The organism is Cohnella ginsengisoli (assembly GCF_029525555.1).
In the GTDB taxonomy this organism is placed as follows: domain Bacteria; phylum Bacillota; class Bacilli; order Paenibacillales; family Paenibacillaceae; genus Cohnella; species Cohnella ginsengisoli.
Genome location: NZ_JAPDHZ010000002.1, coordinates 1557488 through 1571166 on the forward strand (window position 1 = coordinate 1557488; position 13679 = coordinate 1571166).

At 62.5% G+C, this 13679-nt stretch carries 12 protein-coding genes and 1 pseudogene; 2 read left to right on the top strand and 11 right to left on the bottom strand.

Annotated features, from left to right (window positions below):
* Positions 1-45: 45 nt before the first annotated feature.
* On the top strand, positions 46-906 hold the full coding sequence (locus OMP38_RS07525) for an NAD kinase (RefSeq protein WP_277564522.1): 861 nt from the start codon (positions 46-48) through the stop codon (positions 904-906).
* Between the two features lie 147 nt (positions 907-1053).
* Here OMP38_RS07525 and OMP38_RS07530 read toward each other — a convergent pair whose 3' ends face one another.
* Both OMP38_RS07530 and lipA read right to left on the bottom strand, forming a co-directional pair.
* Positions 1054-2274 carry a YutD-like domain-containing protein gene (locus OMP38_RS07530; RefSeq protein WP_277564523.1) on the bottom strand — a complete coding sequence of 407 codons (1221 nt, stop codon included), beginning with the start codon at positions 2272-2274 and terminating at the stop codon, positions 1054-1056.
* Between the two features lie 85 nt (positions 2275-2359).
* On the bottom strand, positions 2360-3292 hold the full coding sequence (gene lipA / locus OMP38_RS07535) for a lipoyl synthase (protein ID WP_277564524.1): 933 nt from the start codon (positions 3290-3292) through the stop codon (positions 2360-2362).
* Positions 3293-3401: 109 nt separating this feature from the next.
* On the opposite strand from lipA, the gene OMP38_RS07540 reads away from it, so the two are divergent.
* Entirely contained in the window at positions 3402-4445 is a 1044-nt protein-coding gene (locus OMP38_RS07540; RefSeq protein ID WP_277564525.1) for a M23 family metallopeptidase, read from the top strand.
* A 540-nt stretch (positions 4446-4985) separates the two neighbouring features.
* On the opposite strand, the gene rbsK is transcribed toward OMP38_RS07540, so the two are convergent.
* The 9 genes and pseudogenes from rbsK to OMP38_RS07585 all read right to left on the bottom strand — a co-directional run bounded on the left by rbsK (position 4986) and on the right by OMP38_RS07585 (position 13678).
* Positions 4986-5900, bottom strand: a complete 915-nt coding sequence (gene rbsK / locus OMP38_RS07545) for a ribokinase (RefSeq protein WP_277564526.1) — start codon at positions 5898-5900, stop codon at positions 4986-4988.
* 40 nt (positions 5901-5940) lie between these two features.
* Entirely contained in the window at positions 5941-6216 is a 276-nt protein-coding gene (locus OMP38_RS07550) for a Fe-S cluster assembly protein HesB (protein WP_277564527.1), read from the bottom strand.
* A gap of 77 nt (positions 6217-6293) precedes the next feature.
* A complete protein-coding gene (gene yunB, locus OMP38_RS07555; protein WP_277564528.1) occupies positions 6294-6983 on the bottom strand; it encodes a sporulation protein YunB in 690 nt (229 codons plus the stop codon).
* A gap of 341 nt (positions 6984-7324) precedes the next feature.
* Positions 7325-8734: an ADP-ribosylglycohydrolase family protein gene (locus OMP38_RS07560; RefSeq protein WP_277564529.1), complete on the bottom strand. Its 1410-nt coding sequence runs from the start codon at positions 8732-8734 to the stop codon at positions 7325-7327.
* 101 nt (positions 8735-8835) lie between these two features.
* Complete coding sequence (locus OMP38_RS07565; RefSeq protein WP_277564530.1) at positions 8836-9684, bottom strand: AraC family transcriptional regulator; 849 nt, start codon at positions 9682-9684, stop codon at positions 8836-8838.
* 137 nt (positions 9685-9821) lie between these two features.
* Entirely contained in the window at positions 9822-10352 is a 531-nt protein-coding gene (locus OMP38_RS07570) for a YceI family protein (protein WP_277564531.1), read from the bottom strand.
* Between the two features lie 179 nt (positions 10353-10531).
* Positions 10532-11395, bottom strand: a complete 864-nt coding sequence (locus OMP38_RS07575) for a hypothetical protein (RefSeq protein WP_277564532.1) — start codon at positions 11393-11395, stop codon at positions 10532-10534.
* A 143-nt stretch (positions 11396-11538) separates the two neighbouring features.
* Complete coding sequence (locus OMP38_RS07580) at positions 11539-12465, bottom strand: AEC family transporter (protein ID WP_277564533.1); 927 nt, start codon at positions 12463-12465, stop codon at positions 11539-11541.
* Positions 12462-13678, bottom strand: a pseudogene (locus OMP38_RS07585) (MFS transporter). The gene OMP38_RS07580 and the pseudogene OMP38_RS07585 overlap by 4 nt, the downstream one beginning before the upstream one ends.
* Position 13679: the final 1 nt, after the last annotated feature.

Sequence of the window (13679 nt, forward strand, 5' to 3'; positions counted from 1 at the left end):
ATGTCAGACAACGATTGAGCGCTTAAGCTGGGAAGGAGCATTCCATTGAAGTATGCGCTGCTCGACCGGGGCGATTCGCTGTCCCGCGAACTCGCGGAGTCGTTCCACAAGCTCGCGCGCGAACGCGGGCTGACGTCAAACCCCGGCAGTCCGGATCTGATCGTCTCGATCGGAGGCGACGGGACGCTGCTGCAAGCCTTTCATTCCTTCGCGGACCGCGTCGAGGACGTGGCTTTCGTCGGCGTGCACACGGGCCACCTGGGATTTTACGCCGATTGGAAAAAAAACGAGCTCGAGGAACTGGTCACGCTGATCGCGTCCACCGAGCCGCAGAAAGTCAGCTATCCGCTGCTGCACATTCAGGTCGTCACGGATACGGAGACCAAGTCGTATCTCGCCCTGAACGAATTTACGCTCAAACGGCCCGGCGGCACGCTGGTCGCACAGCTTAACATTAACGACGAGCCTTTCGAGATGTTCCGCGGGGACGGCATCGTCGTCTCTACGCCTTCGGGGAGTACGGGGTACAACAAGAGCGTGCACGGCGCCATCCTCCACCCGTCGCTCGAGGCGCTGCAGATCGCGGAGCTGGCGTCCATCAACAACCGGATTTACCGTACGCTCGGGTCGTCCGTCATCCTCCCGAAGCATCATCATTGCGATATCGTGACCGATCCGTCCGACGATCTCTCGCTGCTCGTCGATCATTTGACCTTGCGTTTTCAAGGCGTTCGCTCGATTATTTGCACGGTCGCGGAGCAGAAGATCCACTTCGCCCGTTACCGGCCGCATCCGTTCTGGAATCGGGTCCGCAACGCGTTCATCGGATCGCCGAAGGAAATCGTGAGCCAGGACTTCCCGCGCAAAAAGTTCACCGGCTTGGACGAAAAAGAGGAAACCAAGTAAGGCTGGCGCTCCCGCTGCCCGCCGTCCCCGCTGCTGCACCCCGGTGCGATGCGGAGGCAGCGGGCTTTTTCGTGGCTGAAATGCCAAAAAAAGACCGGAAGGGCTGCAGTCTATCGCCGCCCTGCCGGTCGTGCATTTCAAACTTGCTTACTCGCCTGCCGGAGCGCCCCGTTCGGGTCTGCTCCCGCCATCGGTACGCGGTCCGCCGCCGGAACGGGAGGCGCCGCCGTTCGGACGTTCCGGCCGCTGGCCGTGATCGGCCCGTTCAGGACGCGGACCGTGGTCGAAACGATCGCCCCGTTCGGACCGCTGGCCATGATCGGGCCGCTCGCCGCGCTGGCTTTGCTCAGTCCGATGGCCTCCGTCGTGCCGCGGCTTGCCGGAGGGCTGGCCCTGCTGCTGTCCGCCGCCGGAGGAATACCTCTGCTGCGCATTCCCGCCGCCCGGCAGCGTTCCTCCCGGCTGGCCCCCGCCTTGCGGCCCGCGGCGCCGGTTTTTGTTATTCTGCCACTTGCCAGGCGCGCCGCCGCTGCGATGCCCGCCGCCCGGCGCGCCGCCGGATGGCTGGCCTCCGCCGCGATAGCCGCCGCCTTCGCCGCCGGAAGCCGACGCGCGATCGCCGGCATCCCGGGGATGCTGGCGATGCTCTTGCTTGTTGTAGCCGCCGGACTGGGTCCGCCGCTCGTATCCGCCGCCGGAAGCGCCGCGGTAACCGCCGCCTCCCGGCTTGCGGTCACGGCCGTCGCCGCCGCGATCCTGGCGCGCGCCGTCGAAGGGGCTGCCGCGCCCGTACATCTCGTCGCGCGAGCTCGCGGCTGCGGTCTGAGCCGCGGCTGCACGCCGCTCCGCGCCTTCGGATACGGCGCGCGCGACCGCGGACGGGCTCGTGCCCGGTACCCGGCCTCCCGGCCTTTCCTTCAGCGGCCAGCGCATGAGCATGCCGCCCGACGGCAGCGAGATCGCGGCTGCGGGCGCTTGAGCGGCCGGATCGCCCTCTTGACCGTCGTCGCCGTCGCCTGGGGCTTGCTCCGCGGCCGGCGCGCCGGTCGGCAGCTCTTCCAGCCGTACGCCCGCGCCTTCGGGCACGGCGGCAGGATCGAGCTTTTCGATGACGAAGTAAGCGCAGCCGAAATTGCAATATTCGTGTATATATTCATACAAATGCGAAATGACGGATTCCTTCGGCGCCTTCGGCTGCGGCTCGCGGAAAAATCCGCGCAGCCGAAGCTGGCTGTAGCCCCAGTCGCCGACGATATAATCGTATCGCTCCAGCACCTCGCTGAATCTTTCCCGGAACGCTTCGGGATTCCATCCGTTCTTGTGGTCGTGAACAACCGAATAAGCGTTGTTCCCGGTCAGATAGATCACGCAAGGCTCTCCTTCCGTCTCCCGTGCACCGGCCGCAGGGGGCCGCGCGCGAATAAGGTATTCATGGCCGTCGGCGCGATCGCCGTCAGCCGCCCGATGCCGCCGTAGCAGGTACGGTATCAGGCGCCGCTTGAGCGGCGGACGCGGTCGCCGCCGCGGACTTCACCTGCGAATGCGCATGATAGGAGCTGCGCACGAGCGGCGCGGACTCCACGTGCGAGAAGCCGCGCGCCAGGCCTTCGGCCTTGAGCTGCTTGAATTCGTCCGGATGGACGTAGCGCGCGATCGCCATATGCGCGGGGCTCGGCTGGAGATACTGACCGAGCGTCAGGATGTCCACGTCGTTCGCGCGAAGATCGTCCATCGCGGCCAGCACTTCCTCGTAGGTCTCGCCTACGCCGAGCATGATGCTGGACTTCGTCGGAATGTTCGGCGCCAGCTCCTTGGCCCTGCGCAGCAGCTCGAGCGAACGCGGATACTTGGCCTTCGCGCGCACGCGGTTCGACATCCGCGCTACCGTCTCGATGTTGTGGTTCAGAATGTCCGGCTTGGCATCCATCACGATGCGCAGCGATTCGAGATCTCCCTGGAAATCCGGAATCAGCACCTCGACGCTGCAAAGAGGCAGCTTGCGGCGAATCGCCTTGATCGTGGCCGCGAAGATCGAGGCCCCGCCGTCCTTCAGGTCGTCCCGCGCCACCGAGGTGACGACGCAGTGCTGCAGGTTCATTTGCTCGGCGGCTTCGGCCACCCGCTCCGGTTCCTGCAAGTCGAGCTCCGTCGGGAGCCCCGTCTTCACCGCGCAGAAGCGGCACGCTCTCGTGCAAATATCGCCAAGTATCATAAAGGTTGCCGTGCGGTTCGCCCAGCATTCGTATATATTGGGACACCGTGCTTCTTCGCAGACCGTGTGGAGGGTCTTGGTCCTCATCATCTGCTTGATTTCCTGATAATTGTCGCCGGTCGTCAGCTTGATGCGCAGCCAGTCGGGCTTCGGCGTCTTCTCGCCGTTCTTCATGCCATTCCCCCCGCTTTCTGTCCTTTATTATAGCATGATTCACATAAAAACCAACGTTCTGCAAAGGCTACGGATACTTGGGAAAGGGGAGTCGATGCGAGGTGGCGTCATGTTAGAACGGCTAAGACGGCAGGCGAGCTGCCTGCGGCATCCGCTGCGGGTGGCGGCAGCATCTGCCTTGGGCTTTGCGTTGGCATCTCATGTTTACGGTCAAGAGCCGGGGGGCGAATACAAGGCGCGGCGCGAGCTCTACGACCACGTCGCGGCGATCGCGGGATTGACCTGGCAAAAGGTGGCGGCCGTCGACCAATACGAGCGCTCGATGACGCGGCTCCGGCCCAAGGAGCGTCCGCTCGGCGAGCAGTCGGTCAGCGGGGCTTACGTCTCGCCCGAGCGATGGGCCGGCGCGCTCAATCCGAATCAGGAGGACCGCTCGCCGCTCTCGATCGCGGTATTCGGCGGCATCGGCCGCGACGGGTCCGGCGACGGCAAGGCCGACCCAAATAACGACGTCGACAGACTTTATTCAGTCGTTCGGCAAACGATGATGCAGGGACCGGGCGCCGACCATGTGGCGATCGGGCTGTGGACGTACTACCAAAGCTCGAGAGCCGTGCAAAGAGTGCAGCAGTTCGACAAGATCTACTCAGCGTTCGGCACGCTGGACCTGTCCAAGCATGTATTTCCGCTGCCGCTGAACAGCGTCTACTCCTACCGCAGCACCTGGGGCAACCGGCGCGGCTGGGGCGGCGTGAGAATCCACGAGGGAACGGACATTTTCGCCGGCCAAGGCGTACCCGTGCGCAGTACCAGCTATGGCGTAGTAGAGGTCAAGGGCTGGAACAAATTCGGCGGCTGGCGTATCGGAATCAGGGACATCGACAACCTGTACCACTACTACGCGCACCTGTCCGGTTTCGATAAAAGCATCAAAACCGGAGATGTCGTGGAGCCCGGCCGCGTGATCGGTTGGGTCGGCAGCTCGGGTTACGGAAGACCGGGCACGCAGGGCAAATTCCCGCCGCATCTGCACTACGGCGTATACCGGGACCGAGGCTTGGTGGAATGGGCGTTCGATCCGTATCCGATGCTCCATAACTGGGAGCGGTCCGAGCGCAAGGAGCTTCGGAGCCGCAACGAGGGCGGCGGTTGAGTCCGTATCGGCAAATGGCGGGTTCGACGGCCCGGCGGGGCTCGAGTTAGCCGGTTTTTCCGGCTATCGGCGGCCTTTGCGGCCCGGCGGGGCTCGAGTTAGCCGGTTTTTCCGGCTATCGGCGGCCTTTGCGGCCCGGCGGAGCTCGAGTTAGCCGGTTTTTCCGGCTATCGGCGGCCTTTGCGGCCCGGCGGAGCTCGAGTTAGCCGGTTTTTCCGGCTATCGGCGGCCTTACCGGCCCAGGGGGAGCTCGAGTTAACCGGTTTTTCCGGCTATCGGCATCTCCGGTGGACCAGCTCAGCATGATTGCCGAACTTGCGCTTATCGACGACGCAACGCTCCCCACTCAGCCTTCGATAGCGCCCATTTGCGCTTGCCGGCGCAGCCATGCGCGGTAGAATCAACGAAGAAGGCGTTCCGAAGAACCACTTTAACTAAAATCCAATGCTGCACAAAAAAAACGGCGCCCGCTGAGCGCCGTTTTCTGCAATCCCGACTGAACTGCCAACGATGCCTTCCTCTTCGCCGCGCTCGTTCCGATTACGCCCGTTCCTGCAGAAACCGCTCGATCTCGGCCTTCGCCGGAATCGAGCTCTGCGCGCCGTGCCGCGTGACGGAGATCGCCGCCGCGGCTGCCGCGTAGCGCAGCGCCTCCGTCAGGGTCCGGCCGGCCGCCGTCGCTGCCGCATAGGCGCCGATAAAAGTGTCGCCTGCGGCGGTCGTATCCGCGGGCTCGACCTTGAAGGCCGGCACGCGCAGCGCGGCGCCGTCCCGATCGAGCGCGAGCGCGCCTTTGCCGCCCAGCGTCACGATCACGCGCCCGACGCCTTCGGCCTGCAGCGCGCGCGCGGCCCGTTCGGCGTCTTCCAGGCTGTCCACCGCCAAGCCGCTCACGACTTCCGCCTCGGTCTCGTTCACGACGAGCGTGTCGATGAGCTGGAGCGCCTCCGCAGCTATTTTCGCCGCCGGGGCCGGATTGTAGCAAGCCTTGATCCCGAGCTTCGCGCACAGCTTCAGCGCATGCAAGTTGACCTGGGCCGGAATCTCGTTCTGCAGCAGCGCGATCTCCGCGCCCGCCAGCGCGTCGCCCGAGACGTCCGCTTCCGTCAGCTTGCCGTTGCTGCCCGCGGACAGGACGATCGTATTCTCTCCGCTCCCGGAGACGGTGATGAACGCGAGCCCAGACGAGCCGGCCTTGACCGACACGCCCGCCGTGTCCACGCCGCGCGACCGCAGCGAATCGGTCAGCACGCCGCCGAACGCGTCGTCGCCGACGGCGCCGATCATGATCGCTCCGTCCCCCGCCAGTGCGGCGGCAACGGCCTGATTCGCGCCTTTGCCTCCGGGCTGGTACGAGGTACCGCGGCCGTGAATCGTCTCGCCCGGCTGCGGGAACGCTTCGACCTGGTTGACGATATCCATATTAATGCTGCCTATGACTGCGATCTTGCTCAAGGGTTCTACCTCCGGCGATGTCAGTGTATGCGCGTCATGTCTATCCGACCTTGAAGGCGATGCCGCCTTCGTCGCGGTCGATCGTAAGCGTGCCGTGCTCGATGAACCAGACATCCTTGCTCTCCATATAAAAATGAAGGCCGTCCGCATCCGCTTCGGCAGCGGGGTCCACCGGGTCGTCCAGCATGATGCCGAAGCCGTAGGGCTCGCTGCCTCCGCTAATATAACGGACGTAGACGCGCACCTTGTCTCCCCGCCTGTATTCCCATTCCTCCAGGAAGCAGGCCGCCGCGGCCTTCGATATGCGAAGCTCCATGTCGCCGACCTCCATTCTCGCTCGATGCTTGCTGCCAGTATTATAGCAGTCCGGCTTCGGAGGGAACAAGCCGGCGTTCATGGGCCGGCGGCCCCAGCAGGCTCCGGCAAGCTCAGAATCGGCGCCTGCGAAGCGCCGCTGCCGACGGGATTGCCGTTGCCGTCGTAATAATAAAGCGGCGTGTCCCCCGCCACCATCACGTAGGAGAGAGGGATGTCCGTCTCGATCCGGTTCGGCTCCCGGTCGAACGGGATGACGATCGCGATATCGGTCGTCACATGGATGTACACTTCGACGAGGACATTGTTGATGCCCGCGCTCGTCTGTCGGGTTCGCACCTCCGCCTGCACGATGCTGATCGGGTGGAGCCTGACCGCCACGCTCGGGCCGAGCGACGACAGGAACGGGCTGTCGACGGCATGGCCGATCGGGATGCGCTCATGGAGCGCCTCCTGCTCCTTCAGCGCGTTTTCGACGACAGCGATCGTCTGCGCGGTGATCCGCATTTGTTCCTTATAATCGATCTCGATGCCCGCCGTCTTGCCGTCCGCGTTCGTTCTCCACTTCACCATCTTGCTGCCGTCCGCGCCTGCCGCGATATTTTCGGTAATGGCGGCGTTGATCGCCTGAACGGCCATCTCGGTGATTCGTTCCTTGGCGAGAAACATGAGCGGCTCCCTCAGATAGCGATCGAGGTACACAAAGGATTGAACGGCGGCGAAAAGAGCGATCGCGAGCAGCGCGAGGAAAAAGTACCTTCGCGGCAAACGCGGGGTCCGCCTCGCGCGCCTGCCGGACGTACGGGGCCGGTAAGGATACGCGCCCGCCGATAAGGACGGTCTGCTCCTGGCAGGCCGGGCGACGAAGCCCTTGCTTCTGCCAAAGCCTGGCGACGGCCTCGGCCGAAAGGACGCGCTTCTCGCGTTTCTTGCGCGCCTCCAGCCTCTTGAGGCGGGCAATCTCAAGCTCCAGCTTCTGCCGGCCGGCGGCCAGCGTCCCCATTTTCTGCGCATCCGGGACTTCACATCCCTTCCTTAAGCATGCCGAATTCAGGACGAACTCTCTTCATGCTTATGTGGGGAAGGCGCAAAATAGATCGGCGTTCGCCTTAACTTCCGGCAAGCGTCGCGGCTTGTTCGCGGATGCGAAGAAAGACCTGGTAGCTCCGCTCCGCGCAAGCGGATATCGAGATCGGGTCGAACCCGGTCAGGTCCGCGTAAAACGTATCGTTCAACGGCTCGATCCACGATGCGGGCAAAGCCGACGCGCCAAGGCTGGCCCCCAGGATCGATCCGACCGTCGCGCCGTTGCAGTCCGTGTCCCAGCCGCCGAGCACCGCGGTCGTGATCCCTTTTTCAAAGTCGCCGCCCGAATGGATCAGCGCCGCCGCCACCAGCGCCGCGTTGTTGTTCGTATGGACCGGGTCGTAATGCTTGAACGCCTCCCAGATGCGGTCAACGAGTTCGATCTGATCCTTCGCGTCCTTCGCGATGTCCACTGCCCGGGCAATGTCGCGGGCAAGCCGCGAGGTGCTCGGGATCTCGCGCAGTCCCGCTTCGACGATCCGCTCCGGATCGGTCTCCGTGAAGGCTGCCGCGATCATCGCGGCGGCGAACATTTCCCCGTAGATGCCGTTCTTCACGTGGGAAAAGGAGGCGTCCCGCCAAGCCAGCTCGGCGGCCAGCTCGGGATTGCCCGCGGCTCCGTAAGCGAAGCCGTCCGCGCGGATCTGCGCGCCGATCCATTCGCGGTACGGATTCAGATGCGTGCGCACCCAATCGATTTTGTCGGCCCAGTCCGAAGGCTTCTCCGGGGCGACTCGCCAGGTGAGTTGCGTAAAATTGAGATAAGCCTGCGTCTCGGCCGTGCACACCTGTTGAAAAGTCAGTCGGGAATGCCAGAGCTTGCCGATATCCCAGGCGTCCCAGTCGAGCCCGTTCTCCTCGAGCATCAGAAGTCCGAGCACCGTGTACCGGACATCGTCGTCGCTCTCCATGAAGCGGATCTGCTCGCGCGTGCTCTTCATGCACCATGGCGCCAGATGAATATGCTCGGACTCGGCGCGCGATCGCTGCGGCGTATAGCCGCGGATCGGCCAGGCATCAGCGCCTTCGAACCAGAGCTGCACGTTGCGCCAGCCCGGATTGCCGTTCGTGCCGCCCATCATCGGCCACGACTCCAGCGGCTTGCCGAGCGCGCAGCCGCTCAGTCTGCCCGACCACGCACCGAGAAACTTGTCGCGCCAAACCGCTTCGCTCAGATCCGGGACGCCGCCGCCGCGATTCCGATCCGCATCGGGACGCAGCGCGCGGATGCCGGCCAGATCCGACGGCTCGTCAAACGGAAAGTCCGGCATCGGCTCGAGCCCGCTTAATTCTTCATACAGCGCCATCAGCTTCGCTTCGTCTTCCCCGCACTGCGCCAGCCGGCTCTCGAATCCGATTACGGCGCAGCCTTCCTCGCCCCGCTGAATAATTTCCCTGCGCACGAGCCTGCTCAACTTTTCCCATCCCGCCATCGTTTACGCACCCCTTCGGTATCGGTGAATTCTATCCTCACCTTAACGCGAACGGCACCCGCATTCATCTCGTTTTGGCCAGCTTCTGTTCTTAAAAACGGCTATCCTTCGCCCATGTACCTCTCCCGGTATTGTTGCGGATTGAAGCCCACCAGCTGTCGAAACGAACGGTAAAAAGGCGCCGCGCTCTGAAAGCCGCAAGCCAGATACACGTCCGTCACCGACAGGTCGCTCGTCGCGAGGAGGCGCTTCGCCTCCTGCACGCGCACGAACGTCAGGTACGCCTTGAACCGCTTGCCCACGCCTTCGACGAACAGATGACGCGTTCGCGATTCGCTAAGCGACAGCGCCTCCGCCGCTTCTCGCAGGCCGAACGGCTCCCTGAACCGCTCGGCCACCGCCTCCAGCGCGGGGCGCAGTCGCTCGAGCGCGTCGCTTCGCTCCCGCCATTCCCTGCGCCCGTACCGCGCTTCTTCGGACCGGTACAGCCAGACGGCGAGCGTCAGCATCGACGATCGCAGAAGCGGGCCGTACGCGGACGGCTTCGATTCGTACTCGGCGAGCATGGCGGCGAGCAGCGGTCCGGGCCGCTCGGACGCCGAAGGCCGATGCGATCGCCATTCCGGTTCGTTCCAGATCGCCGCCCGCGCGAAGGGCCGCAGCAAGTACCGATCCTCGGGGTAAAACAAAGACTCGCTGAAATAAACGAAAGCGAACCGGCACCCTTCCGCCTCCGCCATGGCAATATGAGGCTCGTATGGCGGAAAAAGCATCAGCGTGCCCGGCTCGACGACCACCGTCTCTTCGCCGATGAAAAACGTGCCGCGGCCCTCGAGGCAGTAGCCGATTTCGAAGAAGGAATGCCAATGCTGCTCGGTGCGCTCCCTTTTCAATCCGTATTCGAACAGATGAAGGGGCACCGCGGCGTCGAAGCTGAACATCTCGAGCATATCGATTCTCCTTGCGTTCGCGCCGATAGCCGCCCGGCGCTTTAGCGCTAATATACCTGCGGACCGGGATATCCGGCAACAAAAAAAAGCGACGGAGCCGTTGCTCCGCCGCTTCTTCTTATGAATAAGTGAGTGCATTACGCTTTGACGGCTTCCAACTCGAGCGAGATGGCAACGTCGTCGCCCAGCATGACGCCGCCCGTTTCCAGCGCCGCGTTGTACGTCAGGCCGTAGTCGCTGCGCTTGATCTTGCCCTTCGCGCTGAAACCCGCGCGTTGGTTGCCCCAAGGATCCTTCGAAGCGCCTTCGTAGGTGACTTCGAACGTTTCTTGCTTCGTGACGCCGTGCAGCGTGACGTCGCCGGTCACGTCATATTCGCCATTGCCGGTCTTGACGATGTTCGTCGCCTTGAAGATCAGTTTCGGGTGGTTCTCGACGTCGAAGAAATCGGCGTTGCGCAGGTGCGCGTCGCGGTCGGCGTTGCGCGTGTCGATGCTGGACAGGTCGATGGACAGCTCGATGTCGGCCGTCGTCAGGTCGTCCGCGTCCGCGTTAACGTTCGCTTCGAACGTGTGGAACGTGCCTTTTACCTTCGAGATCATCAAGTGGCGGATCGAGAAATCGATCGAGCTGTGCGACGCGTCAATACCCCATACGGATTTTGCCATTTTATTTTCCTCCTCATAATTAACTAACATTTTGGAACATGCTTTATTAAGTTAAGTAACATATCCTAAATATAGAGTAATTCCAGGCTGCTGTCAACTGTGTATTTTCTCCTTACATTTAAAAAAAGCCGTCCCCGCCTATGGCGAGAACGAGCTGTCGTACAAGCGGTATTGAAGTTTCAAAAACGGAGCACCCAGCCGAGCAGCTCGCGGGATTCGCGATCGATCACCGCAACCATCGGCCCGAGCATGGCTTCATTTTTCGTATGAAAGGTCAACGTGCTCCATCGCTCGCTGCCTGTTGAAGGAAGATCGATCATGTCGCCTTCGCTATTCACGATTGCGAGGCCCGACGGATCGAATCCCGCCGCATCCACTTCTGCCTCGTGCCAATCGCCAACCACGGACGTTTTGTCGCCTTCCGGCATCGCTTCCCAAGCGAGCTGGCGCAGGGCGTTGTCCGTCTTTCGGGCATTTTCGGCATCTTCGTCGGCTTCTACGCGAACGCCGAAAAAGTAAGGCACGGTCCCTTGCGGCCAGACCGCCGTCACCACGTACAGCTGATCCCCTTCGCCGGACGCGACCCGAAGTTTTCCATCCTTCACCTCGATGGCCTCGACGGGTCGCTCCGTACCGGGGAAGTACGCAATACTGTGCACGCTGTCCGGCGGATCGCCCGACCAGGCAAGCGCAATCTCGTCGCCTGCGTGCGCGGGCAGCTTGACCTTGACGTCTTCGATGCTGGGCGGCATCGCTGCCGCATCCGCGCACTCGCTAATGCCTTTTTCCTTATCGTCCCAGCAATAGCCGCCCTTTTGTGCCTCGAAGGTTGCGCCGCCGACCGTCACCTCAAGATGCGGCACGACATCCGGCATCTTAAAAGCGTCCGCAGACGGCCCGGGTAACTGTGCGGTCGAAGCGGACGCGGAAGGAGACTTCGACCATTCCCCACCGCTCTCCGTCCCCGTAAAACGCTCGCGATCCCCGCACCCCTGCAAGATCAGCAGCGCGAATAGAATCCAGCAGACCGCGTATTTCCTCATCAACCATCCCTCCGATCTGAATCCGTCTAACATCCAGACGCTTCCAGATCAGGAAAGGTTGCAAGGCGCGTTTGAAAGACGATGACGCTCGGGTCGACTCATTCACTCGCCAGAATGGCAGTGCGACGACTTCGCGGCCGCCTTTACACGCCCAGCATCGCGATCACCGCCGCCACCGTCACCGTGCTGACCGCGGTGGAGGCGAATACGGTCTGCGAAGCGAACTCGGGCTCGTTGTCGAACTCGACGGCGAGCAGGACGCTGCTGAGCGAAGTCGGCACGGCCGACGAGACGATCAAGGCGCTTGCCAGCAAGCCGTGCGCGCCGATCGCTTCGCAAGCGCCCCATGCGAGCAGCGGACCGGCAGCCAAGCGCAGCAACAGGGACAAGCCGATGTCCGACAGCAGCTTGCGGCTGATGCGCCAGGCCATGCTGCCAAGCTGAACGCCGAGCGTGATCAGCGCCGTGCCGATGAAGGCATTGGACAAATAATCGACGGATGTCACGACGGAATCCGGCAGCGGCACCGAGAGGTAGCGCATCAGCAGCGCCACGGGTATCACGTAGATGACCGGCATCGACAAAATGACGCGGCGAATCTGGCGCCAATCCGACTTGTGCGCATTGACGCTATAGACGCCGTATGTATTCGGGATGAGGGACTGCATCATCATGATCAGCACTTGAACGGACAGCGTATACGGATTGTTGTGAAACGCCAGCTGATTAAGCGGAATCCCGTAGTTCGCGCTGTTGTAGAAAAGCACGCTGCAGCGCATCGCGCTGCGCATCGACGGCTCGTATCCGCGAAGACGGACGACCGCCGAGACGAGCGCGTACTGGAGCAGCATGAATAGGGCGAAAAACGCCATGACCGTGCCGAACAGTGAAAGCGAGATCGCCGTATTGTACAGAAGCTTGAACATGATCGCCGGAGAAAATAAATAAAAGTTCAGCTTGGACAGCGTTCGAATATCAAGCTTGAAGCTTCGCTGAAGCACGATGCCCAGCGCGATCAATATTGAAATCGGAAGTACGTTGTTCACGAGAATATGCAGAAAAACGTTCATGCCGCGCCCTCCCCGACCGCGCCGGGTTCAGGACGGTCCAAGTGACGCTTGCGGAACAGCAGGACGGCCGAGCACAGCAGCATGACGCCGTTAAGCACGAATACCCAGCGGATCGGTATCCAGCCGGAGAGCAAGCCGCCGAGCACCGGTCCGAGCATCGTGGCCAGCTGCGTGGACGACTGGCTGAGGCTGAACGCGCGTCCCCGGAACGCCGGTGCCGTGACCCGCACGATCATGGCGTTCAGCGCGGGATAGACGCCCGCGAAGAACAGGCCGTACACGAATCGAAGCGCGCCGAATTCCGTATAATGTCCCACGAAGTATTGGAGCAGATTGCCGATGCCGCCGCCTGCGAGCCCGATGACGAGCACCTTGATGAAGCCGATCCGCTGTCCGATCTTGCCCCACTGCGGCGCCGCGATGAGCGTCGCGATGCCGACGGCCGAGAAGACGATGCCCGCCTGCAGCGACGCGTCCGACTGCTCCCCGCCGAGCTGCGTCATGTAGATCGTGAGCAGCGGCTCGAGGATCATGACGGAGAAGGTACTGAGGCCGACGAGTAGGAGCAGCGTGATGAACGTGCGGTTGTGCACCGCCTGCGACAGATCCTCTCGAATGCTCGACCGCTTGCCCGAGCGGTTGAACTTCTCCTCTTTGACGAAAAAGCTCGCGATAAGCGCCGAGATAAACACCACCGCGGCCGAAAATAAAAAAAGCCTCCCGGTTGCTCGTCAGATGGCTCACGACGCCCCCGACGAGCGGCCCGATGATGCCGCCGCTTGCGCTGGCCGTCGCCATGACGCCGAGCGCGTATCCCGATTTTTCCTCCGGCGTGTTCGTCGCGACGAGCGCGATCGAAGCCGGCACGTAGCCTGCGAGCAAGCCTTGGCACACCCGGACCAACAAAAACACGTACGGATCCTTCACGAAAAAAGTGATCAGGTACAACGCCGCGAGGCTGTAGCCCGAGCGGATCAGCATCGGCCTGCGCCCGTATTTGTCGGCCAGCGACCCCCCAGTAGGGGGCGATCAGCGCGCTTGCGAGAAAAGTAACGCCGAACGCGAAGCCCGACCACTGATTGACGTGATGCGCCACGCCCAGGTCGTTTTTCAGGAACAAAGGGATGAACGGTATGGCGGCCGAGTAAGCCATGCTGCAAAAAAACACGCCGGTCCAGAGTACGTACAGATTCCTCTTCCATGAAACGTTCAAA

Coding starts and splice junctions, on each gene's coding strand:
- OMP38_RS07570 (WP_277564531.1), bottom strand. CDS start 10,352: ATGGCAAAATCCGTATGGGGTATTGACGCGTCGCACAGCTCGATCGAT.
- OMP38_RS07575 (WP_277564532.1), bottom strand. CDS start 11,395: ATGAGGAAATACGCGGTCTGCTGGATTCTATTCGCGCTGCTGATCTTG.
- OMP38_RS07540 (WP_277564525.1), top strand. CDS start 3,402: ATGTTAGAACGGCTAAGACGGCAGGCGAGCTGCCTGCGGCATCCGCTG.
- lipA (WP_277564524.1), bottom strand. CDS start 3,292: ATGAAGAACGGCGAGAAGACGCCGAAGCCCGACTGGCTGCGCATCAAG.
- OMP38_RS07580 (WP_277564533.1), bottom strand. CDS start 12,465: ATGAACGTTTTTCTGCATATTCTCGTGAACAACGTACTTCCGATTTCA.
- OMP38_RS07550 (WP_277564527.1), bottom strand. CDS start 6,216: ATGGAGCTTCGCATATCGAAGGCCGCGGCGGCCTGCTTCCTGGAGGAA.
- OMP38_RS07565 (WP_277564530.1), bottom strand. CDS start 9,684: ATGCTCGAGATGTTCAGCTTCGACGCCGCGGTGCCCCTTCATCTGTTC.
- OMP38_RS07560 (WP_277564529.1), bottom strand. CDS start 8,734: ATGGCGGGATGGGAAAAGTTGAGCAGGCTCGTGCGCAGGGAAATTATT.